General features: G+C 59.6%; 19 protein-coding genes and 1 pseudogene. 10 read left to right on the top strand and 10 right to left on the bottom strand.

Annotated features, from left to right (window positions below; genetic code table 11):
* Positions 1-31: 31 nt before the first annotated feature.
* Positions 32-931 (bottom strand): LysR family transcriptional regulator, encoded by a 900-nt coding sequence (locus ACIP66_RS04030; protein ID WP_400645645.1) that lies wholly within the window; start codon positions 929-931, stop codon positions 32-34.
* Between the two features lie 135 nt (positions 932-1066).
* Here ACIP66_RS04030 and ACIP66_RS04025 point away from each other — a divergent pair, with 135 nt between their 5' ends.
* From ACIP66_RS04025 to ACIP66_RS03995, 7 genes are all read left to right on the top strand, one after another.
* Positions 1067-2095: an AbrB family transcriptional regulator gene (locus ACIP66_RS04025; RefSeq protein WP_400645643.1), complete on the top strand. Its 1029-nt coding sequence runs from the start codon at positions 1067-1069 to the stop codon at positions 2093-2095.
* Between the two features lie 80 nt (positions 2096-2175).
* Positions 2176-2388, top strand: coding sequence for a hypothetical protein (locus ACIP66_RS04020; protein ID WP_159812128.1), 213 nt, complete (start codon positions 2176-2178; stop codon positions 2386-2388).
* A gap of 24 nt (positions 2389-2412) precedes the next feature.
* Entirely contained in the window at positions 2413-3789 is a 1377-nt protein-coding gene (locus ACIP66_RS04015) for a cytochrome ubiquinol oxidase subunit I (RefSeq protein WP_400645640.1), read from the top strand.
* Positions 3789-4790 (top strand): cytochrome d ubiquinol oxidase subunit II, encoded by a 1002-nt coding sequence (cydB, locus tag ACIP66_RS04010; RefSeq protein ID WP_400645637.1) that lies wholly within the window; start codon positions 3789-3791, stop codon positions 4788-4790. Before ACIP66_RS04015 ends, cydB begins: the two co-directional genes overlap by 1 nt.
* 153 nt (positions 4791-4943) lie before the next feature.
* Positions 4944-5177, top strand: a complete 234-nt coding sequence (locus ACIP66_RS04005; protein ID WP_212544476.1) for a hypothetical protein — start codon at positions 4944-4946, stop codon at positions 5175-5177.
* 87 nt (positions 5178-5264) lie between these two features.
* Positions 5265-7124 (top strand): ATP-binding protein, encoded by a 1860-nt coding sequence (locus ACIP66_RS04000; RefSeq protein ID WP_400645635.1) that lies wholly within the window; start codon positions 5265-5267, stop codon positions 7122-7124.
* 100 nt (positions 7125-7224) lie between these two features.
* Positions 7225-9417 carry an OsmC domain/YcaO domain-containing protein gene (locus tag ACIP66_RS03995; protein WP_400645632.1) on the top strand — a complete coding sequence of 731 codons (2193 nt, stop codon included), beginning with the start codon at positions 7225-7227 and terminating at the stop codon, positions 9415-9417.
* A 159-nt stretch (positions 9418-9576) separates the two neighbouring features.
* Here ACIP66_RS03995 and ACIP66_RS03990 read toward each other — a convergent pair whose 3' ends face one another.
* The 5 genes from ACIP66_RS03990 to ACIP66_RS03970 form a co-directional block, all read right to left on the bottom strand.
* Positions 9577-10032, bottom strand: a complete 456-nt coding sequence (locus ACIP66_RS03990; protein WP_400645630.1) for an HIT family protein — start codon at positions 10030-10032, stop codon at positions 9577-9579.
* Between the two features lie 37 nt (positions 10033-10069).
* A complete protein-coding gene (locus ACIP66_RS03985; protein WP_400645627.1) occupies positions 10070-10564 on the bottom strand; it encodes a PaaI family thioesterase in 495 nt (164 codons plus the stop codon).
* A gap of 7 nt (positions 10565-10571) precedes the next feature.
* Positions 10572-11729, bottom strand: a complete 1158-nt coding sequence (locus ACIP66_RS03980) for a GGDEF domain-containing protein (protein ID WP_400645626.1) — start codon at positions 11727-11729, stop codon at positions 10572-10574.
* 106 nt (positions 11730-11835) lie between these two features.
* The gene (locus tag ACIP66_RS03975; RefSeq protein ID WP_212544472.1) at positions 11836-12864 is read right to left on the bottom strand and encodes an NAD(P)-dependent alcohol dehydrogenase; all 1029 of its coding nucleotides are present in this window, start codon (positions 12862-12864) and stop codon (positions 11836-11838) included.
* A 55-nt stretch (positions 12865-12919) separates the two neighbouring features.
* Positions 12920-13168, bottom strand: coding sequence for a hypothetical protein (locus ACIP66_RS03970; protein WP_212544471.1), 249 nt, complete (start codon positions 13166-13168; stop codon positions 12920-12922).
* A gap of 168 nt (positions 13169-13336) precedes the next feature.
* On the opposite strand from ACIP66_RS03970, the gene ACIP66_RS03965 reads away from it, so the two are divergent.
* The 3 genes from ACIP66_RS03965 (at position 13337) to ACIP66_RS03955 (ending at position 15350) form a co-directional block, all read left to right on the top strand.
* Positions 13337-13981 carry an ATPase gene (locus ACIP66_RS03965; RefSeq protein ID WP_212544470.1) on the top strand — a complete coding sequence of 215 codons (645 nt, stop codon included), beginning with the start codon at positions 13337-13339 and terminating at the stop codon, positions 13979-13981.
* Positions 13982-14067: 86 nt separating this feature from the next.
* Positions 14068-14409, top strand: a complete 342-nt coding sequence (locus ACIP66_RS03960) for a hypothetical protein (protein ID WP_159812108.1) — start codon at positions 14068-14070, stop codon at positions 14407-14409.
* A 308-nt stretch (positions 14410-14717) separates the two neighbouring features.
* On the top strand, positions 14718-15350 hold the full coding sequence (locus tag ACIP66_RS03955; RefSeq protein ID WP_159812107.1) for a LysE family translocator: 633 nt from the start codon (positions 14718-14720) through the stop codon (positions 15348-15350).
* Positions 15351-16200: 850 nt separating this feature from the next.
* Here the strand turns inward: ACIP66_RS03955 and ACIP66_RS03950 are convergent.
* The 4 genes and pseudogenes from ACIP66_RS03950 to ACIP66_RS03935 form a co-directional block, all read right to left on the bottom strand.
* Positions 16201-17394 carry an ATP-binding protein gene (locus ACIP66_RS03950; protein ID WP_400645620.1) on the bottom strand — a complete coding sequence of 398 codons (1194 nt, stop codon included), beginning with the start codon at positions 17392-17394 and terminating at the stop codon, positions 16201-16203.
* A gap of 116 nt (positions 17395-17510) precedes the next feature.
* The gene (locus ACIP66_RS03945; RefSeq protein WP_400645618.1) at positions 17511-19688 is read right to left on the bottom strand and encodes a TonB-dependent siderophore receptor; all 2178 of its coding nucleotides are present in this window, start codon (positions 19686-19688) and stop codon (positions 17511-17513) included.
* A gap of 217 nt (positions 19689-19905) precedes the next feature.
* Positions 19906-20745: a glutathione-dependent disulfide-bond oxidoreductase gene (gene yghU / locus ACIP66_RS03940; protein ID WP_282357533.1), complete on the bottom strand. Its 840-nt coding sequence runs from the start codon at positions 20743-20745 to the stop codon at positions 19906-19908.
* 210 nt (positions 20746-20955) lie between these two features.
* A pseudogene (locus tag ACIP66_RS03935) lies at positions 20956-21093 on the bottom strand (IS110 family transposase); the annotation flags it as partial.

The following is a 21093-nucleotide window of genomic DNA, read 5'->3' as shown; positions in this document are numbered from 1 at the left end:
AGGCACTCCGCTTTCGCGAGCAGGGTCGCTCCTACAGGGGTGGTGTTGTCTGTTTGATTACTTCGACAAACGCCTGCACCCGCGCACTGCGTTCATGCTTGCGCGTCAGCAGCAACAGCGGCGCTACGGCACCTGGCTCGGCTAGCGGCCGATAAACCACGCCACGCTTAACCAGCGCCTGCGCACATTCAGGCACCACCGCAACCCCTCGACCAGCCGCCACTAGCGCAACAATCGAGGTGATCTGTTTGCCCGTCGGGCCAGCGATTGGCGTCAGCCCATGCAGGCGAAAAAGCGCTTCAACGATGTCATTCAACCCCGAACCATAATCCTGCGGAAACGCAATCAACGGATAAGCGCTCAGTTCAGCCAACGTCACTCGATTCTGCAAGGCCAGCGCGCTATCGCTTGCAACCGCCGCCACCAACGGCTCATTGCCCAAACAGATCGCCTGCACCCGCGCATCCTCGCCAACTGGCAACAAACGACTCAAGCCAATATCCAGCCGCCCCTCAATCAACTGCGCACACTGATGATTCGAAGCGCCTTCATCCACCGTTACCTGAACATCCGGATACAACAAACAAAACCGCTTAAGCGTCTCGCTAAACACATCCGACAACGCAATCGAGCTCGCATACCCCACCGCCAAATGCCCGGCAGAGCCCGTCGCCAGCTTGCGCGTAATGCCTTCCGTCATTTCCACCTGCTCCAGCAGCGCTCGCGCATGTGGTAAAAAATGCCGCCCCTCTGCAGTGAGCGTGACATTGCGGCTACTGCGATCAAACAGCTGAAACCCCAGCTCTTTTTCCAATGCCGAAATCTGCCGGGTCAGCGGTGGCTGGGCGATGTGCAGACGTGCGGCGGCGCGGCCGAAGTGCAATTCGTCGCTGACGATCAGGAAGTAACGCAGGCGGCGCAGATCGAGCATGTTCATCCTTGGGTATCAATCGGTCGGAAATCGGTATTGGATCCGTGCAGCGTTCATCTTATAAAAATGTTTAAAAATATTTCTGAAAATTCCTGCGGCTTCTCAACATCGCCTTCAGAACAACATGGATATTCAATGAAGACTCTGCTCGAAAGCCTCATCCCGATCCCTGTAGCGGCGCTGGGCGCATGGCTCGGTTATCTGACCGGCCTGCCGCTGGGCGAGCTGATCGGTGCGATCTGCCTGGTCACCGCGTTAAGCAAAATCGGCGTGCGCATGCGTATGCCTTATCCGTTCGTGGCCGCCGTGCAGTTATTGCTCGGCGTCAGCGTAGGCTCGATTGTCACCGCTTCAATGCTCGGCGAGCTCAGCGACTTCAGCATCTTGGTAGGCTTGCTGATCTGCATGACCGCGCAAATCGTCGTCGGCTACAACTGGCTGCGGCGCATGGAACGCTGGGGTCATGTGGAAAGTCTGCTCGGTTCGATACCAGGCGCAATGGCGGCGGTGATGACCGTCACCAGCGATCAAGGCCCGGCCTCGGGGCGCATAGCCTTTGTACACATCGTGCGGTTGCTCGCGTTGTTGCTGGTGGTGACGCTCATCGCGGGCGGTCATGCAGACAACACGGCACCGACTCTGGGCGCGCTGGACGATTACCTGCGGGTGATTCCGCCCGCGCTGCCGGCAGTAATCGCCGGGTATCTGCTGGAACGCTTCGACGTCCCCGCGCCGTACATGCTCACCGGTTTGCTCTGCACAGCGGCGGCCAATGTCGGTTTTCACGCCGATTTGCAGGTGCCCGAGCCACTGGCGATTGTCGCGCTGATCCTGCTCGGCGGCCTGATCGGTATTCGTCTCAAAGACATCACCCTCAAGGATTTCGTCCGCTACATCCGCGCCGGGCTGGTGGTCACCGCGCTGACGTTCTGCTCGACGCTGGCGATTGCCTTCGCGTTCAGCCAGTTCACCGGCAAGCCGTTTTTGGCATTGTTCATGTCGTGGGTACCGGGCGGCGTCGAGGTGATGACGGCAGCGGCGTTGCTGCTCAAACTCGACCCGGCGTTCGTGATGCTCAATCACGTGGTGCGCATGTCGATCATCCATCTGTGCCCGGCAGTGTTGCCCAAGCGATTCTTTCAGGAGAATCCGCAACCGGCATAAACACTCTCCATCCGTCGCCCGCGCTGAACGACGCAGGAAGGACTTATCTCTATCGATCAAGCCCTCGATGAGAAATCCCTATGTTCGATCAGCGGAAGAAAGAATCACTGGCGGCATGGCGCAAACTGGCGACGCAATCGCAAATGCGCCTGGATCCGGAAGAACAATATGACGAGTTGCTAAAAGCCGCCGATGACATGGAGGAGCAAGGGCTGATCACCAGCGCCGAATGGCGTCAGTTGGTGCGCGATGCGGGCAGCGTGTTCACGCATCCCGATCAAGCGCGCAGATAAAACCGGCAACGGTTGAGTGATGCCATGGACTCGCTCGACTCAGCGCTGATGGCGGCGCGCAGCCAGTTTGCGATCACCATCAGTTTTCACATCGTGCTGGCCGCGTTCACCATCGGCCTGGCCAATTTTCTGTTGGTGCTCGAGGCGCTTTGGCTAAAGAGCGGACGGCAGATTTATCTCGATGTTTACCGCTATTGGCTGAAAGTATTTGCGCTGAATGTCGCGGTGGGCACGGCTTCTGGGCTGATTCTGGAGTATCAGTTCGGCCTCAACTGGTCGCGACTGGCGGTTCAGGCGGGCGATATTCTCGGCCCGCTGATGTTTTACGAAGTGTTGGCGGCGTTTTTTCTCGAAGCGGGTTTCCTCGGCATCATGCTGTTCGGCATGAAGAAGGTCGGCCCGCGCCTGCATTTTTTCGCCACCTGCGCGGTGGCGGTGGGCTCGCTGATCAGCGCGTTCTGGATTCTCTCGGCGAATTCCTGGATGCATACGCCGGCGGGGTATTCGATTGCCGCCGACGGCCGTTTTATCGCCGAAGACTGGTGGGCGATCATTTTCAATCCATCGTTTCCCTATCGGCTGGTGCATATGACGCTGGCAGCGTTGCTCGGCACCGCGACGCTGGTGGCCGGCATCAGTGCCTGGCAGTTGCTCAAACGCGCGGACAATCCACGGGCGCGGCTGGGGTTTTCCATGGCGCTGTGGCTGCTCGTCGTGGTGATGCCGGTGCAGATCGTGGTCGGCGATCTGCATGGCCAGCACAGTTTGAAAGTGCAGCCGCAGAAAGTCGCCGCCATTGAAGGTTCGTGGACGCGTCCAGCCGAGGGCGCGGGCGAACCGTTGCGGCTGTTCGCGTGGCCCGACATGGCGCAGCGGCACAATCACTGGGAAGTGGCGATTCCGCGAGTGGCTTCGTTGTACCTGACCCATGATCTCAGCGGCACCATCGCCGCCCTCGATGAATTTCCCGCGCAGGACATTCCTCCCGTAGCGCCGGTGTTCTTTGCATTTCGGCTGATGGTCGGACTGGGCGTTTTGATGCTGGGGCAGGGCGTGGTCAGCCTGTTTTTCCGTCGTCGTCAGCGCCTGTACACGTCGCGCGGCTGGTTATGGGCCAGCGTGTGCATGGCGCCGGCGGGTTTTGTCGCGATGCTCAGTGGCTGGGTTGTCACCGAGGTGGGTCGCCAGCCGTTTACCGTCTACGGCTTGGTGCGTACGGCCGACAGCCTGTCCTCGGTGTCCCGCGCGCAAGTGCTGGCTTCGACCTGGCTGATTCTGCTGTTTTATCTGCTGATTTTTGGCATCGGCCTGTGGGTGTTGCTGCGTTTATTGCGCGAGCCGCCAAAGCAGGACGAGTCCGGGCCGCAGCCGACGCTGGCCGATGAAACGGGGCATTCCTGATGGACACCGACTGGATCACGCTGCTGTGCGCGGGCGCTCTGGCCTTCTCGGTGATGAATTACGTGCTGCTCGATGGCACGGATCTGGGCGTCGGTGTGCTGCTCGGCTTGACCGAAAACAGCCAGCACCGCCGCGCCATGGCGGTAACCATTCTGCCGATCTGGGATGCCAATGAAACCTGGCTGGTGCTGGGCGGCGGCGGGCTGCTCGCGCTGTTTCCGCTGGCCTACGCGATTTTGCTGCCGGCGCTTTATCTGCCTTTTATCCTGATGTTCCTCGCGCTGATTCTGCGCGCGGTGGCGCTGGAATTTCGCGACCACTCGCCCAACGAAGCGATCAAGCGTTGGGTCGATGGCGCGCTGTTGTGCGGTTCTTTGCTGGCGGGCGCGATTCAGGGCGTGGTGTTGGGAACGCTGGTGCAAGGCGTGCCGCATCAGGGCAGTCACTACACCGGCAGCGGTGTGGAATGGCTGGGGGCGTTTCCGCTGTTCTGCGGCGTGGTGTTGGTGCTCGGTTACACGTGGCTCGGCGCTTGCTGGCTGTATTGGCGAACCGTCGACGACTTGCAGCGGCGCTGCGCACGCCAGGCGCGGGTGTTGGCGCTGATCACTGTGATGCTGTTGATTGTGCTGGTGATATGGACGGCAACGTTGCAGGCCCAATACATGCAACGTCTGACCGATATTCGCGTCTGGGCGCCGACGCTGACCGTGCTCGCCATTCTTTCAGCGGTGTTCTGGTCGGGGTTTCGCAGCCGCTTCGATGGCGTACCGCTGTTCGCTGCGCTGGGCGTGTTTGTGCTGGCATTCGCGCTGATGCTGGTTGCGTTGTTTCCGCTGATCGTACCGCCGGATCTGACCTTGAAAGCCGCCACGTCCAGCCCGAAAAGCCAATTGTTCATGTTGATTGGTTTCGCCGTGCTGATCCCGGTGACCCTGGTTTACAACACCTTTGGCTTCAAAGTCTTCAGCGGCAAAGTGCGGCCGATCAAGTCTTCTTGAGAGCGTATTGGCTGGCCAGATACTGGCAGATGCGACCTGTCTGTTCTGAAAACGTCAGTCCCGAGAACTTTCATCCCCTCCATCGAGTCGACCAGACAACCACAAAACCGGCCATACGACGGGTCGGTTGAAAACTATAAAAAGGTGTCTGTCATGAGTTGTCTGATTTGTGCGGGGGGCGCTGAGCGCATTCATTGCCAAGGCCCATGGGAAGAACGCGATTGCCCTGACTGCGGGCGTTATCGCGTGGCCGATGAACTCTTGCTGACCCTGATTGAGCAGGGGCAAATCTTCGATGTCGGCAAAACCCGAGGCTGGCTCGACAGTCGCCGCGCCGAGGTGGCGATCCCGTCGATTGAGGTGCATGAGGCGCTGCTCGTCGGATGATGGCGACGCGCCAGCACGTCGCATCCCTTAATCTGACGTTAGCTGGTAATCTGCCGCCCGATTATCTGCAGCTCTCGGGAGCCTCTCATGACTGGCCTTTACGCCGCTTTTCCTCCAGACCTGGCTCCTGGCAATGTTTCGGCGGCGCAAACCGCGCTGTCGGACATCGAACTGCTGCACAGCATCAGCGTCAGCCTGATCGGCGAGCAGGATCGCGAAGCGCTCTACGGCAAAATCGTCGATGCGGCGGTGTTCATCACCGGTTCACAGTTCGGCACAATGCAATTGCTTTGTACGCCGGAACACGGCGCCGGCCATGGTGGCGAGCTGCAATTGTTGTACGCCCATGGCCTGCCGGCCGAGGCGGTCGGTTTTTGGCATTACGTCAGCCCGGCGGCCTATAGCAGTTGCACCTTGGCGCTGAAACTCGGCCAGCGCGCGATCATTCCCGATTTCGAACAGTGGGCCGACATTGCCGGCACCGAAGACCTGCTCGCATTCCGCCGCACCGGTATCCGTTCGGCGCAGACCACGCCGTTGATGTCGCGCGATGGCCATCTGCTCGGCATGATCTCGACGCACTGGAACAAACCGCACCATCCCTCCGAACGCGATTTGCGCCTGCTGGACATTCTCGCGCGCCAGGCCGCTGATTTGCTCGAACGCACCATCGCCGAAGAGGCGTTGCGCGAAGTCGAAGAGCAGCAACGGCAGACTGCCGCGCGTTTGCGCGAACTCAACGAGACCCTCGAACAGCGTGTCGCCGAGCGCACCGCCGAATTGATGCAGGCTGAAGAGAAACTGCGCCAGTCGCAGAAAATGGAAGCGGTGGGGCAACTGACCGGGGGCCTCGCCCACGATTTCAACAACCTGCTGACCAGTATTTCCGGTGCGCTTGAGCTGATGAACCGGCGCATCGGCCAAGGGCGCCTGAGCGAAGTCGACAGGTACATGGTCGCCGCCCAAAGCGCGGCAAAACGTGCGGCATCGCTGACCCATCGCCTGCTGGCATTCTCGCGCCGGCAAACCCTCGAACCGCACGCCACCAACGTCAACACGCTGATGTACGGCATGGCCGAGCTGATCCAGCGTACCGCCGGGCCGGGCATTGTCGTCGAGACGCTCGGCAGCTCGGAGCTGTGGCCGGCGTTTGTCGACAAGAGTCAGCTGGAAAACGCGCTGCTCAACCTCTGCCTGAACGCCCGCGACGCCATGCCCGATGGCGGTCGCATCACCCTGGAAACCGCCAATCAGTGGATGAATCGCGAGGCAGCGCGCGGCATCGATCTGCCCGAAGGCGATTACCTGTGTGTCAGCGTTCGTGACACCGGCACCGGCATGTCGCCGGACGTCATGGCGCATGTGTTCGAACCGTTTTTCACCACCAAACCGATCGGTCAGGGCACTGGCCTCGGGCTGTCGATGATCTACGGATTTGCCCAGCAATCCGGCGGGCAAGTGCAGATTCAATCGACGGTGGGTGAGGGCACGCAGGTGTCGATTTACCTGCCGCGCCATCATGTCGAGGCCAGCCAGGACGAACATGACGCTGCCGATGAGTCCGTCGCGGCCTCACAACTGGGCGAGACCGTGTTGCTGGTCGACGACGAGCCGACCGTGCGCATGCTGTTGGCGGACGTGCTGGGCGAACTCGGTTACACGGTGATCGAAGCCGCCGACAGCGTCGCCGGGCTGAAGCTGTTGCGCTCCGATGTGCACATCGATTTGCTGGTCACCGACGTCGGCCTGCCGGGCGGCATGAACGGCCGGCAACTGGCCGAAGCGGGGCTGCAATTGCGCCCGCAGCTGAAGACCCTGTTTATCACCGGTTATGCCGAGAGCGCAGTGTTTGGCGGCGGTCAGCTCGAGGACGGCATGCACGTGCTGACCAAGCCGTTTGCCGTCGATGCGCTGGGTGGGCGGGTGCGCGAGCTGTTGGCGAAATAACGGCGGCCCCCGTCATCGGCCGTTCCCGAAACCGCAAGACTTCCCGCGCAAAAACCGGATAATGGCGGCCATTCGTTTAGCCGTATTCTGGTAATCCCGCATGGAAATCAAGGTCAACTTTCTCGACAACCTTCGACTTGAAGCCAAGTTCGACGACTTCACGGTGATCGCCGATCAGCCGATTCGCTACAAAGGCGATGGCTCGGCACCGGGACCGTTCGACTACTTTCTGGCTTCGTCGGCGTTGTGTGCGGCTTACTTTGTGAAGTTGTACTGCGACACCCGCAACATCCCCACGGAAAATATTCGCCTGTCGCAGAACAACATCGTCGACCCGGAAAACCGCTACAACCAGATCTTCAAGATTCAGGTCGAGCTGCCAGCGGACATCTCCGACAAGGATCGCTTGGGCATCCTCCGTTCGATCGATCGCTGCACGGTGAAGAAGGTCGTGCAGACCGGCCCTGAGTTCATCATCGAAGAAGTCGATAACCTCGACGCCGATGCGCAAGCCTTGTTGATGCCGGTTTCCACGTCCGAGGCAGGCACCTACATCGCTGGCAAGGATCTGCCGCTGGAGCAGACTATCGCCAACATGTCCGGCATTCTCGCCGACCTCGGCATGAAGATCGAAATCGCTTCGTGGCGCAATATCGTTCCGAACGTCTGGTCGCTGCACATCCGCGACGCGCATTCGCCGATGTGTTTCACCAACGGCAAAGGCGCGACCAAAGAAGGCGCGCTGGCGTCGGCGCTGGGCGAGTTCATCGAGCGGCTGAACTGCAACTTCTTCTACAACGACCAGTTCTGGGGCGAAGAAATCGCCAACGCTGAGTTCGTGCACTTCCCGGACGAACAATGGTTCAAGCCCGGCGCGAAAGACGAACTGCCGCCGGAAATCCTCGACGAGTACACCCTCGGCATTTACAACCGCGACGGCGAGCTGTGCGGTTCGCACCTGTACGACACCAACTCCGGCAACACCCAGCGCGGCATCTGCTCGCTGCCGTTTGTGCGCCAGTCGGATGACGAAGTGGTGTACTTCCCGTCGAACCTGATCGAAAACCTCTACCTCAGCAACGGCATGAGCGCTGGCAACACGCTGGCCGAAGCGCAGGTGCAGTGCCTGTCGGAAATCTTCGAGCGCGCGGTGAAACGCGAAATCCTCGAAGGCGAAATGGCCTTGCCGGATGTGCCACAGGAAGTGCTGGAGAAATACCCGAGCATCCTCGCCGGCATCAAAGGCCTGGAAGAGCAGGGCTTCCCGGTGCTGGTCAAGGACGCGTCGCTGGGCGGTGAATTCCCGGTGATGTGCGTGACCCTGATGAACCCGCGCACCGGCGGCGTGTTCGCCTCGTTCGGCGCGCACCCGAGCCTGGAAGTGGCGCTGGAACGCAGCCTGACTGAATTGCTCCAGGGCCGCAGTTTTGAAGGCTTGAACGACTTGCCGCAGCCGACCTTCTCCGGGCAAGCGGTGACCGAGCCGAACAACTTCGTTGAACACTTCATCGACTCCAGCGGTGTGGTGTCGTGGCGCTTCTTCAGTGCCAAGCCGGACTTCGAATTCGTCGAGTGGGACTTCTCCGGACAAGGCGAAAATTCCAACGCCGAAGAGGCCGCGACGCTGTTCGGCATCCTCGAAGACATGGGCAAAGAAGTCTACATGGCGGTCTACGAGCACATCGGCGCCAAGGCGTGCCGCATCCTCGTGCCGGACTACTCGGAGATCTACCCGATCGAAGACCTGATCTGGGACAACACCAACAAAGCCCTGCAATTCCGCGCCGACATACTTAACCTGCACAGCCTGAGCAAAGTCGGACTGCGCAACCTCGCCCAAGGCCTGGAAAACAGCGAGCAGGACGGTTACACCGAAATCACCACGCTGATCGGCATCGAATTCGACGACAACACGCCGTGGGGCAAGTTGACGATTCTGGAACTGCGTTTGCTGATTTATCTGGCGTTGCAGAAATTTGAACAGGCCAAGGATCTGGTTGAAGCGTTCCTGCAATACAACGACAACACGGTTGAGCGCGGCTTGTTTTATCAAGCGGTGAACGTGGTGTTGGAGATGGAATTGGATGAAGACCTGCTGCTGGAAGACTACGAAGCCAACTTCCGTCGGATGTTCGGTGACGAGCGGATGGATGCGGCGATTGGGTCGGTCAACGGTAGCGTGCGGTTTTACGGTTTGACGCCGACGAGCATGAAGCTGGAAGGCCTGGATCGGCATTTGCGATTGATTGAGAGCTATAAGAAATTGCATTCGGCTCGGGCTGATTTTCAGTAGCTTGAATTGTTACCCTCACCCCAGCCCTCTCCCGGAGGGAGAGGGGGCCGACCGAGGTGTCTTGCGTGTTACATCGACCTGAACGACCGGGTCGATTCTGGATTCGGCAAAGCACTTTCAGGTCGGCGTACCTCACCAGCATCCCCCAATCAGTCCCCTCTACCTCTGGGAGAGGGCTAGGGTGAGGGGCTCCAGCATCTGCGCAATCCTCATCCGCAGTTCCCCATGCACTTCCTCCGCATAAGGCTCCGCCGTCTTCCAGTCATAAAACCACGCAGGCATTTTGCGTTTGTCGTCCGGTTCCGTGGCGTAACGGGGAAACAAATGGCAATGCAGCTCTGGCTCTGAATTACCCAGAATTTCATAATTCATGCGCAGCGCACCGGTCACCGCCAAAACCACATCCCCAAGGCGCGCCATGTCGAGCAGGTAAACCGCCCGGGCCTCCGCGTCCAGATCATTCAAACTCGGCACCACCGGGTCGGGCAGCAGCAGGCAATAACCCGGCAGAAACTGCACATCGCCCATGACTGCCCAGCCCGAAGCCATGCGGCAGATGACTTTATCGTTGCTGCCATTGCGGGCCATTTCGACGCGTTGCGAGATAAGCGACATTCACAATCCTTGATGAAAGTTTTGAGTTCAAATTACCTTAACGTCCGTGCGCAGCATCCGCCAATGATCCCGTATCAACGCGCACAAACACCGAATCACCCACCGCTGTCAGCACATCGCCGGCAAACACCTCGCAGATCACCCGCGACTTGCGCCCGACTTCGCCTTCAACCCTGGCCTTCAACGTCAGCGGCACACCCATCGGCGTCGGCTTGATGAATTTGATGCCCAGATTGCCCGTGACGCAATCGATACGCGGCAGGCTGCCCGGCTCGCGATTTTCGGCGCGGTAGTGGTAGGCCATCGCCGTCCAGTTGGAGTGGCAGTCGACCAGCATCGCGATCAAGCCGCCGTAGACCAGATCCGGCCAGCCGCAGTATTTGGCGTCCGGCACGTGGTCGGCGAGGACGTGCACGCCGTCTTCATGCCAGTAGCTTTTGATGTGCAGACCGTGCGGATTGCTACCGCCGCAGCCGTAGCAAACGCCTTCTGGTGCGGCGCTGTCTTGCAAAGCAGTGTCGAGGCTGGTCATGTTGATTTCATCCTGAAAGTGGGAGCCCGGTGAGGCGAATGCGGTTGCGGCCACCGCGTTTGGATTCGTAGAGCGCGGCGTCGCCTTGTTCGATCAGCGCCGCCAGACTGGCCGGCGGCGCCTCGAACAGAGTGGCGCCGAGGCTCAAGGTGACGGGTTCGGTGGTGGGGAATGTCTGCGCAGTGGTGCCGAGAAACTGCTCGCGCAGCACGTTGCCGAGTTCGACGATACGTTCGCTTGTGGCGCCGTTGAGCAGGATGACGAACTCGTCGCCACCCAATCGAGCTGTCAGCGCATTACGCGGCAGCAGCGAACGAATCATCTCGCTCAAGGCGATCAGCAAGCGGTCGCCAGCGATATGGCCGTACTGATCGTTGACCAGTTTGAAGTTGTCGATATCGATCAGCAGCAGGGCGCCGGGACGTTCAGCCGAGACATCGGCGAGCAAGCGCGGCGCTCGTTTTTCGAGCGCGCGGCGGTTGTAGAGGGCGGTCAGCGGATCGCGTTCGGCGAGGCGGGCGATCTCTTTTTCGCGACGGTAGCGCTCGGTGCCGGTCATCGACAGCGCAATCAACATGATCGCCATCGCGCCTTCGACCAGTGAAATCTGGATGATCTCGCCACGGAATGCCGCCAGATCAATCAACGTGCCGGGGATGACCACGGTCAGCGCCTTGGCGATATAAAAAGCCCCGTGCACCAGTAAAACGTAGCGCAATTGCACGGCGCCGACGCTCAGGGATTTACCGTGCGGGCGCAGCAGAAAACTGCCTTTGAGCGTCGCCAGCGCCACCAGCAAAGAGTTGGCTGCGAGCATGACTTTCGACCACAGCGGCCCGTCCGGCAGCAGCAGCATCACCAGCCAGGTGACGAAAATCAGGTACCAGGCACTCGAAAGACGCGTCTGGGTGAAGCGCGCGACACCGAGCAGGAACAGAAAGTGTGCGGTCACCAGCAGACCGTTGGCGAACCAGATGCCGATCAGCAAAAAGCCGCTGCTGCGTAGCAAGGCGAGGGTGGAACCGACGGTGATCGTGGCGAAACCGGCGCTCCAGAACAGCAGGGAAGGCTCGCGAATGCTGCGCCACTCGATCGCCAGGTACAGCGCCGCGGCGGCTGCAAGCGCGATCGAGATGGTCAGCATTGTAATAGGGTCGAGCGGCATTTCTGAGCGAGCCTGTCTATTGGGTATTAAGACCGGCGATTGTAAGCGTTTGCGGGTGTTTTGGCAGGAGGGCGGCGCGCACGGCAATCGCCGCCGCGCCGAACGGTTACTGACTGGCGTCGAGCACCACGCGATAGCGCGCCTTGCCGCTGCGCAGATGGTCGACGGCCTCGTTGACCTTGCTCATGGGAAACATCTCGACCTGCGGCAGAATCTGATGCCGCGCGCAGAATTCGAGCATGGTCGCCATGGTGCCCGGCGAGCCAACCGGTGAGGCCGACAACGATTTTTGTTGAGGAATCAGATCGAACACATGCACCGGAATCGCGCTGGGTACGATGCCAACGAAGTGCAACCGGCCGTTGCCGCGCAGGGTCGCGAGCATGGCTGGCCAGTCGAGGTCGGCGTTGGCGCTGATCAGCAGAAAGTCGAGGGTGCCGGCAATCGCTTTCAACGCGCTGCTGTCGGTGGAGGCGACGACGTTGTGCGCGCCCAGACGCTTGGCTTCGTCCTGTTTGTTCAGCGATGAGGTGAACGCGGTGACTTCGCAGCCCCACGCATTGAGAAAGCGCAGCGCCAGATGGCCGAGGCCGCCGATGCCGACCACGCCGACGCGGTCGGTCGGTTTGACGCCGAATTGCAGCAGCGGATTGAATACCGTTGAACCGGCGCAGAACAGTGGCCCGACCAGCGCCGGATCAAGCTGTTCCGGCACTGGAATCGCCCACGCCCAGTGCGAGCGCAAGCGATCAGCGAAACCGCCGTTGCTGCCGATGATGGTCGGTTGCGCGGTGCCGCACAGTTGTTGCGAGCCGCTGATGCAGGACGAGCAGTGCATGCAACTGCCCTTGTACCAGCCGATCCCCACGCGTTGACCCATTTTCAGGCCGCGCACTTGCGGGCCCATGCGCACGATTTTGCCGACCACTTCATGGCCCGGCACAAACGGATAGCGGCTGATGCCCCAGTCGTTGTCGATCAGCGACTGATCGGAGTGGCAGACGCCACAATATTCAACGGCGACTTCAACGTCTTCTTCGCCCAACGCGCCGGGGTCGTAGCTATAGCGCTCCAGCGGTGCGCCGGCAGCGGTGGCGGCCCAGCCGTTGAATGGGGTGGTTTCGGTGTTGCTCATGGGGCACCTCCGATAGGACTCACAGGGACTGTGACAGCCCGAGGAGTCTAGCCGGTCATTGCGCCGGCGCGAGCCAGGTTTCCACCACCCGTCGATCCAGTTCTTCCCAATAGGCCATGCCTAACACCCGCGTGGTGTTCAGCCCACGCAGGTAGCCGCGCAGTTGATTGGCGGTGTCGAGAATGAGCTGTGGGTCGTGGATGTCTTTGTCGAGTAGGACGCTTTCGTACTGGACAAGGTATTCGGCCACCCGATCACGGAAGTCGGGCAGTACGGCGTCGCGGATCAGATCAAACGTTCTCAAGGAAAGATCCTCAGTGATTATTTTCGTTGGAATTGAGTGTGTATCAATCTACACGGCGCGCAACTATCGCTGGAAGTAATAGTGATCATCACGAAACGGAAGTTCTGCTTTAGCGGCGTTAGGCGGAAAATTGCCTCCATCGAACACGCTGCTCAAGGAATTTGCGCGATGAACACATTGACTCGACTGGCCATGGTCGCCCTGCTGATGGGCGGGGCGGTTGCCGCAGCACCGACCTACGCAGACGACGCCCGGTCGTGTCACTTGCAACCCATTACGGCCAGCAGTGCGGCGTTGAAACACACGCAAACGGTCGGTGTGTTGTACAGCGAAAACACCTTGGAAAATCTGCAATACCTGGCGCGTTACCACGCCATGGCGGCGAACGGCGCAAAAGACGCGCTGGACTCGCGGATTCGTGAAGCGTTTGTCGCCAGTTCCGATCCGGAGTTGGCGGTCGACTGGTTGATCAGTTCGTTGCAGCAGCAGTTTTTGTCGGTAACCGTTTACGACAATCTCGATGCCTTGATTCAGGCGCATCCGGACGTGGTGGTCAAGCTCGACACGTTCAATCGCTTGCTGACCCAGCGTAACAGCCTGGTTGAAGCGCGTTTCACCGCGAAGTTCTACGACGCGAATCTGCAATACATCGGCAAGGCCGAAGGCGCGGTGGAGAAAAACTTGCCATCGGTCTGGGTGCATAACCTGGCAGCGCCTGCTGTTGCTGCACAGATCGACAAGCAGCGTGACCTGCAACTGAATGCGTTGAAGCAGTTCGACGCTTCGCTCAAGGCCCTGGTGGCCGCGAGTTGAACCCAACACAAAAATGGCGACGGCGGCTCCGTGAGGCTGAACCGTTGCCGGTTGAACCGAACCTTTTATTTTCAGGATTGAACCCGATGCGTCCTTTATTTGTGCCTGTTCTGGCGGTTGCTTCCTTGTTGCTCGGCGGCTGTGCTTCCGCCCCTAACACGCCGAGCCTGACCTTGCAGACCAGTAAGACCCCGGCGCAATACGCCGATTGCGTGGTGCCGAAGTTACAGGGCGACGCGCTCAGCCCGACTGTTTCGCAAACCCAGCGCAGCTACCGGATCGTGGTGCCGAGCAAGATTTCCGCCGACAACGTGCTGGAGGCTTACAAGGCCGGCACTGGCGGCAAGGTGTTTATCTATGAACGACACTTGCTCGCCTCGAACTTGCTGCCCTCCAGTTTTGAACGTGCTGCACAGGATTGCATCTGAAGACTGTGCGAACACGTATCTGAAAGAGCTCCTTTGGTTGGCCGCAACCAACCAATTCTTTGCCCCGCGCCTTTATTGGGTTGCGGGGTTTTTTTTTGCCTTGTGATTGGGATGAGTGCATTCATTGTGGCGAGGGGATTTATCCCCGTTGGGCTGCGAAGCAGCCCCTCTTTAGATTGAAAAGGAAGGGCCGCTGCGCGCCCCAGCGGGGATAAATCCCCTCGCCACAGGTTCTATGATTGGCCTGAGGTTGTGTGGCGGATTGGCTGCTGTAACATGCCGACACCAACCTGTCACGAGCACTGAAAATGGATTCTCACTCGATTCTGACCTTCACCCTGGTCGGCGCCATCGCAATCGCCAGCCCCGGCCCGGCGACGTTGATGGCCATCAACAACAGCCTGGCCCACGGACAGCGCAGCACCATCTGGTCATCGTTGGGTAATGCCAGCGGCCTGTTCTGCCTGTCCGCCGCAGCGATGCTGGGCCTCGGCGCCTTGCTCGCCAGTTCTGAGATGCTCTTCAACGCAGTGAAGATTCTCGGCGCCGGCTATCTGTTCTACCTCGGGGTCAAGCAACTGCTGAAAAAGGGCCCAATGCTCGCAGTTGGCAGTGACAGCGATACCAGCAAAAACCGCCCGAGTCGCGGCAAGCTGTTCAAATCGGCATTCCTCACCGCAGTGACCAACCCGAAAGCGACGATGTTTTTCACCGCACTGTTCCCGCAGTTCATCGATCAGGACGCGGCGCTGCTGCCGCAGTTTTTCATCCTGACCTCGATCTTCATGGCGCTTTCGGTGTCATCGCTCAGCGTTTACGCGGCGTTGGCGTCACGCGCCAAAGGCGTACTGACCCGGCCCGCGCTGTCGCGGTGGGTTAGCCGGGTGGTGGGGACGACGTTCATCGGTTTCGGGGCGGCGATTCTGACGATGCGTCGGTAGACGGTTTTTTTTGATGTGCTGGGTTCCAACTGTGGGAGCGGGCTTGCTCGCGAAGGCGTCAGTTGGGCGGCTGGATTTTTGTTGATGGGTACATATCCATTGCTGCGGTAACGGCGGCTTAGGGTTCCGCCCTTACGGCGGGTCACCTTTTCCAGACGTCGAAAAGGTAACCCAAGGCTTTGCCCCAGCGTTCGGCCCGCTCGCTGGGGCTCGGGGTTCCTTCCCTCCGGAATTGATCCGGGCGCATCGCCTACGGTTTGCTGCGCTGCACCTCCTCTCGATGTGTTTGGCTGCGCCAAACGGTCGCTGCGCTCCCATCCCCGGATCAATCCCTCCATTCAGCCTTCCGACGGGGCGGGTAGCGCAAAATCAAAAGCTGAAACCGAGCTTGCGCTCATCCTGTGTAGGAGCTGCCGAAGGCTGCGATCTTTTGATGTTGCTTTCGCTTTTATAGGAGCCGAGCTTGCTCGCGAAAGCGGTGTACCTACAACGAAGAAGCTGAATCAGCCGCCGCCTTCGCGAGCAAGCCCGCTCCCACAGGTTTCTGGGGTGTTTCCAAAATCCCGGTCACACCAAAAAACACTGTGGAAGCTGGCTTGCCAGCGATGGCGGCCTGACAGCCGACCAATCTCTGGCAGAAGTACCCGGTTTCAACTGTGGGAGCGGGTTTGCTCGCGAAAGCGGTGTACCTGCAACGAGGATACTGAACCTGCCGCCGCCTTCGCGAGCAAGCCCGCTCCCACAGGTTTCTGGGGTGTTTCCAAAATCCCGGTCACACCAAAAACACTATGGAAGCTGGCTTGCCAGCAATGGCGGCCTGACAGCCGACCAGTCTTAAGCAGCCATCGCCTCAAACCCACTTGAACTGAGCCGGGAACCGCGCCACAAAGCGTGTTCCCGACTCGGCGTCTGAAGTCACGCTCAACGTGCCGTTGTGCGCCGTGGCAATCTGCGCCGCGATATACAGCCCCAACCCCAAACCTTCTTTGCGATGGCCGGCTTCCGAACGGGAAAACGGTTCGAACAGCAGCGGCATCAATTGCGCCGAAATCGGCGTGCCCTGGTTGGTCAGCGAGATCACGATTTCATCGTTTTCCGCGTAGGCGTTCAAGACAATCGGCGCGTGAACCGAACCGTGAGTGGCCGCATTACCCAGAAGATTGGACAGTAACTGGCTGATGCGCAGCGCATCGCAATACACGCCGCTCGGCACGTTCAGCGTGTGCGTGAACGTCGCTCGCGGGTGTGACGCCTGCACTTCTTCAAGGGTCAACTGCAGCGTCTGTTGCAGGTCATCAACCAGTTTGCGCTGGATCGGAATCCCGCCACCCAATCGCCCACGGGCAAAGTCGAGGATGTTTTCAATCAGCACGCCCATGCGCAACGAGCTGTTGCGAATCGCCGAAATCAGATTCAGCGAACGTTTTTCCTCGGTCTTGGTTTCCAGCAGATCGGCACTCATGCGAATCGCGCTCAACGGCGTGCGCAAATCATGCCCAAGCACCGCGATGAACTGCTCGCGCAATCGGCCAAGTTCATTGGCGTCAGCCAGTTCAACTTTGGTGGCCGCCAGATGGCTTTGCGTGTCGAGGCTCATGGCGATCAACTGGGCGAACAGGGTCAGGGTTTTCGCGATGGCCGGTTCATCGAGATTGGCCGGCACCGAGTCGATGGCGCACAGCGTGCCGAAAAAATCGCCATTGGCTTTGACGATCGGAATGGAAATGTAGCTTTCCAGCCCATAGGTTCTCGGTGTGTGGTGCGTGGAAAAGATCGGGTGGGTGCTGGCGTGGCCGAAGATCACCGGTTGCTGGTGTTGGCGGATTTCATGACAGATGGTCGATTCCAGCACCAGTTCGCCGCCGGGTTTGAGGCCGAAATCGATCGAGTCATCGACAGCGCAGGCCACCCAGTTGTGATCAGTGACACGAGCGACCGCCGCAAAGCGCATGCCGGTGAGGTGTTTGACCATGCTCAAAATCACCGGCACGGCGTCTATGCTGCTGATCGCGTCGATGTCAGCTGAGAATTGCGGGTCGGTCATGGCGGGCGCTTCGAAAAGATATCTGTCAAAGACTATCTCTTATTAGCCGACATGACTAATTGCTCCAGAGCAACAAATGCAACGGCGCCGAGAAAATCCCGGCGCCGTTGGTCGTTTTAGAACTTGTATTTGGCGGTCAGCATGTAGCTGCGCGGATCGCCGTAGTTGTCGTTGGAGCCCCACGTGGTGTTGGAGCCGATGGCGGAGTAGTAGACGCGGTCGAAGATGTTGTTGGCGTTAACTTGCAGGTCGAGGTGCTGGTTGACTTCGTAACCGGCCATCAGGTCGGCGGTGGCATAGCTGCCCTGTTCGACGCGATAGGTGCCGTTGGCGACTGGCACGTCGTTGTACATGCGGCTCTGCCAGTAGACGCTGCCGCCGACGCGGAGTTTTTCCATCGGGCCTTGCAGGCGATACATCGTCGAAACCTTGAACAGGTGCTCCGGCGTGTCGGTGTCGAACTGCTGATTATCGTTGGCCGGGTTTTCGTCTTTGATGTAGTGCGCGCGGGTGTAGGTGTAGCCGGCGCCCACTTGCCAGTTTTCGGTCAGCGCACCTTGCAGTTCCATGTCGACGCCCTGGCTGCGAACCTTGCCCGAGGCCTGATAACAGGTCATGACCGGGCAACCCAACTGCGTTTCGGCGGTGGTGGCGCGGTTGGTCTGGTCGATCTGGAACACCGCCAGGCTGGCGTTGAGCGCACCGTTGAAGTATTCACCCTTGACGCCGACTTCGTAGTTTTCGCCAACAATTGGATCGAGCACTTTGCCGGACAAGTCTTTCGACGATTGCGGGCTGAAGATGTCGGTGTAGCTGGCGTACAGCGAGTGATGATCGTCGAGTTTGTAGATCAGGCCGGCGTAGCGCGTCAGGTTGCGGGTGACTTTAAAGTCGCCGTCGCCGCTGCGGTCGTCATAGTCATACCAGTCGAGGCGACTGCCGAGGATCAGTGTCAGCGGGTCGGCGAGGCTCAGGCGCGTGGTCAGGTAAACCGCGTCCTGCGTGGTGACGGTGCGGGTTTTGCTGTCGCGCACGAAATCAGGTTTCGGCGCGCCGATCGGCCAGGCCGTGGTGTATGGGGCGTATTCTTTGGAGGTCGCATCGTAGACGCGATTGCTCGCACCGACGACCAGTTCGTGGGTGCGGCCAAAGGCTTCAAACGGGCCGCTGGCAAACGCATCGATCGATCTTTGTTTGTCGGTGTTGTGCGACTGGTAGGCGGTGGTTTCCAGCGGGCCGCTGTAGCGCGACAGATAGGTGCCGGAGAATTCGCCGTTGAGTGTCGAGGCCGAACCCGCCACGTGCAGGCGCCAATCGTTGTTGAAGCGGTGCTCGATATCGCCGAAAACGGTGTCGATCTGCAGCTTCTTGTTTTCCCAGTCGGTGCCGGGATAGGTCGAGCGGGGCAGGTCGAGGTGGTGTCCGTCGGTGCCCAGCGGCAAGCCGCCCCAGAAGTAGTTGGTCTGCTCGTTCTGACGCGAGAAGCCCAGGGATGCTGTGGTGCTGTCGCTCAGGTCGGCTTCACCGATGGCGTAGAACAAGCCGTGATCGTTTTGTTCTTTGTCGCGGAAACTGTCGGCGCCCTGATAGGAACCCACCACGCGGCCGCGCAATGTGCCGCTCTCGTTCAACGGGCTGGAGGCGTCGATCTCGCCGCGATAATCATCCCAACTGCCAGCGGCGCCGGTGAGGGTGACTTGCTGCTCGGCCGTCGGGCGTTTGCGCACCATGTTGATCGCGGCCGAAGGGTTGCCGGCGCCGGTAACGAGACCGGTGGCGCCGCGAATGATTTCCACGCGGTCGAACATCGCCAGATTCGGTTGCACGGCCATCGAGAACGGCTGGTACGAACTCGGCAGGCCGTCGTACATGATGTTGTCGATGTCAAAACCGCGCGAGCTGTAAGTCTGCCGGCGCGGGCCGCTGGATTGACTGAGGAACAACCCCGGCGTCGCTTTGACCACGTCGTTGACGCTGGTCATGGCCTGATCGTCCATGCGCTGGCGGGTGATGACGGTTACCGCTTGCGGTGTTTCGCGCATTGTCAGTGGCAATTTGGTCGCGGTCTGCATCGGGCCGGTGGTGTAGGAGCCCGAACCTTCGGTGGTGCTGCTCATTTGCGTGGCGCCGATTTCGGTGGCGCCGAGCTCCAGAACGGTGGCTGGGGCGTCATCTTTCGGCTTGGTTTCAGGCGTTTCATCCGCTGAAACGCTGGTGATGCTGGCCATGCAGATGGCGAGTGCCAACAGGTTAGGTGAACGGTTTGCACGACGGCTTTTGGTGTGAAACGACATCAATCTGCTTCCCCAAGTAATACAAAAACGAATCTGTTGCTACTGCGTGTAAGAATTATTCGCATTAGTCTGGCAGATCGAATCGCTCGAAGAAACCCGTACGAGTCAGTTAGTTAATGAAATTTTCACATTTGGCGCGTTTGAGAACACGGGGGGCTAAGCGGGGAGTCGCTGCCAATCAACGAACATTGTGATCGGCAGCGAGGGGGAGAGGGGGTCAGCTTAAATCTTCGGCTTGATGGCGCTCAGGCACCTGAGTTGCCTCATCGCCCCATGTGCGATTGACCCGCAGGCCACGAATCACCGCAGGACGATTGGCGATCTCTTCGGCCCAGCGCTGCACGTGGGTGTATTCCTGCGCCGCGAGAAACTCCGCCGCCGAATAGACGTTGTTGCGCACCAGTTGGCCGTACCACGGCCACACTGCGATGTCGGCGATGGTGTAACTGTCGCCGGCCAGATACGGACTTTCCGCCAGACGCCGATCGAGCACGTCGAGCTGACGCTTGGCTTCCATGGTGAAGCGGTTGATCGGGTATTCGAGCTTCTCCGGCGCATAGGCGTAGAAATGGCCGAAGCCGCCGCCGAGATAGGGCGCTGCGCCCATTTGCCAGAACAGCCAGTTGAGGGTTTCGGTGCGCCCAGCCGGGTCTTTGGGCAGGAAGGCGCCGAATTTCTCCGCGAGGTAGAGCAGGATTGAACCGGATTCGAACACGCGAGTCGGCGGCTCGGTGCTGTGATCGAGCAGGGCGGGGATTTTCGAGTTGGGGTTGATCTCGACGAAACCGCTGGAGAACTGGTCGCCCTCGTTGATGCGGATTAGCCAGGCGTCGTATTCGGCAGCGGTGTGCCCCAATGCCAGCAGCTCTTCGAGCAGGATAGTGACCTTGACGCCGTTGGGCGTGGCCAGGGAATACAACTGCAAAGGATGCTTGCCGACCGGCAGGGTTTTGTCGTGAGTCGGCCCGGCGGTTGGTCGATTGATACTGGCGAACTGGCCGCCGGACGGTGCTTCGTGTTTCCAGACTTTGGGCGGAACGTAGGGCGACTTGCTCATGAAACAGACCTCGTCATCGATGAATGCACGACAAGGAATATACCCAATCAAGGGTGATCCATGTAAAACCGAACCGGCTCCGACACTGATGGTGACTTTGCCGACGCCTTCGCGAGCAGGCTCGCTCCCACAGGGTTCGCGGGCGCACACAAATCCCCGGTCACACCCCAAATCAATTGTGGGAGATTCTATGGTTGCGAACAACGTTTTTTAGGCAGTTTTGCTGACGTATGCTTTCTCGCTCTTCAGCAGCGCGTATGCAATACGCGCGAGTTTACGTGACAAAATCACCAGCGCTTCAGTGGTGGCTTTGCCCTTGTTTCGATGATGCTCATAGGTTTCCTTCCA

The organism is Pseudomonas sp. NPDC088429, assembly GCF_044753305.1.
Lineage (GTDB): Bacteria > Pseudomonadota > Gammaproteobacteria > Pseudomonadales > Pseudomonadaceae > Aquipseudomonas > Aquipseudomonas rustica.
Note: the sequence above shows the minus strand (reverse complement) of the source record. Positions and strands in the feature narration are given on the sequence as shown.

What these genes read in the sequence shown, in the direction of transcription:
- ACIP66_RS04030 (WP_400645645.1), bottom strand. Translation starts at nt 931, where the DNA reads ATGCTCGATCTGCGCCGCCTGCGTTACTTCCTGATCGTCAGCGACGAA.
- ACIP66_RS04025 (WP_400645643.1), top strand. Translation starts at nt 1,067, where the DNA reads ATGAAGACTCTGCTCGAAAGCCTCATCCCGATCCCTGTAGCGGCGCTG.
- ACIP66_RS04020 (WP_159812128.1), top strand. Translation starts at nt 2,176, where the DNA reads ATGTTCGATCAGCGGAAGAAAGAATCACTGGCGGCATGGCGCAAACTG.
- ACIP66_RS04015 (WP_400645640.1), top strand. Translation starts at nt 2,413, where the DNA reads ATGGACTCGCTCGACTCAGCGCTGATGGCGGCGCGCAGCCAGTTTGCG.
- cydB (WP_400645637.1), top strand. Translation starts at nt 3,789, where the DNA reads ATGGACACCGACTGGATCACGCTGCTGTGCGCGGGCGCTCTGGCCTTC.
- ACIP66_RS04005 (WP_212544476.1), top strand. Translation starts at nt 4,944, where the DNA reads ATGAGTTGTCTGATTTGTGCGGGGGGCGCTGAGCGCATTCATTGCCAA.
- ACIP66_RS04000 (WP_400645635.1), top strand. Translation starts at nt 5,265, where the DNA reads ATGACTGGCCTTTACGCCGCTTTTCCTCCAGACCTGGCTCCTGGCAAT.
- ACIP66_RS03995 (WP_400645632.1), top strand. Translation starts at nt 7,225, where the DNA reads ATGGAAATCAAGGTCAACTTTCTCGACAACCTTCGACTTGAAGCCAAG.
- ACIP66_RS03990 (WP_400645630.1), bottom strand. Translation starts at nt 10,032, where the DNA reads ATGTCGCTTATCTCGCAACGCGTCGAAATGGCCCGCAATGGCAGCAAC.
- ACIP66_RS03985 (WP_400645627.1), bottom strand. Translation starts at nt 10,564, where the DNA reads ATGACCAGCCTCGACACTGCTTTGCAAGACAGCGCCGCACCAGAAGGC.
- ACIP66_RS03980 (WP_400645626.1), bottom strand. Translation starts at nt 11,729, where the DNA reads ATGCCGCTCGACCCTATTACAATGCTGACCATCTCGATCGCGCTTGCA.
- ACIP66_RS03975 (WP_212544472.1), bottom strand. Translation starts at nt 12,864, where the DNA reads ATGAGCAACACCGAAACCACCCCATTCAACGGCTGGGCCGCCACCGCT.
- ACIP66_RS03965 (WP_212544470.1), top strand. Translation starts at nt 13,337, where the DNA reads ATGAACACATTGACTCGACTGGCCATGGTCGCCCTGCTGATGGGCGGG.
- ACIP66_RS03960 (WP_159812108.1), top strand. Translation starts at nt 14,068, where the DNA reads ATGCGTCCTTTATTTGTGCCTGTTCTGGCGGTTGCTTCCTTGTTGCTC.
- ACIP66_RS03955 (WP_159812107.1), top strand. Translation starts at nt 14,718, where the DNA reads ATGGATTCTCACTCGATTCTGACCTTCACCCTGGTCGGCGCCATCGCA.
- ACIP66_RS03950 (WP_400645620.1), bottom strand. Translation starts at nt 17,394, where the DNA reads ATGACCGACCCGCAATTCTCAGCTGACATCGACGCGATCAGCAGCATA.
- ACIP66_RS03945 (WP_400645618.1), bottom strand. Translation starts at nt 19,688, where the DNA reads ATGTCGTTTCACACCAAAAGCCGTCGTGCAAACCGTTCACCTAACCTG.
- yghU (WP_282357533.1), bottom strand. Translation starts at nt 20,745, where the DNA reads ATGAGCAAGTCGCCCTACGTTCCGCCCAAAGTCTGGAAACACGAAGCA.